Annotated in this window: 1 pseudogene; it reads right to left on the reverse strand. The window is 44.4% G+C overall.

Annotated elements, in window-relative coordinates:
* Window positions 1–394, reverse strand: a pseudogene (locus HC175_RS19945) (excinuclease ABC subunit UvrC); the annotation flags it as partial.

The following is a 394-nucleotide window of genomic DNA, read 5'->3' on the forward strand; positions in this document are numbered from 1 at the left end:
CCTGCTTCATTTGTGCCATCACCCTGTTGACATGCCTGTCTGGATCCACGATCTTCATCTGTTTAAACCGTTCCTGCCTAAAGTATTTAGCATTTCGGGTGGAGAGTTCTACAATTTGTTTTTTGTCACCAAGTTTTGGAACAGTCACCTTAAGCTCCTCTCCCACCTCGACCTTAAACGGAACATAGATCTCCCGGGTGAGCGAGTTGAAACGCTGCCTTATCTCGGTAATCCCCAGCTCCAGCAGTTCCTTATCGCTTTCACCAAGCTTCTTTTTCATCTCAATGGTATGCGATCTTATGATCGCCCCATGCGACAACTGCAAAAAGTTGACATAACCGTAACCTTCATCACTCACTATAGAAAATACATCCACATTGTTGATCTTTGGATT

This window comes from Salinimicrobium oceani (genome assembly GCF_012037645.1).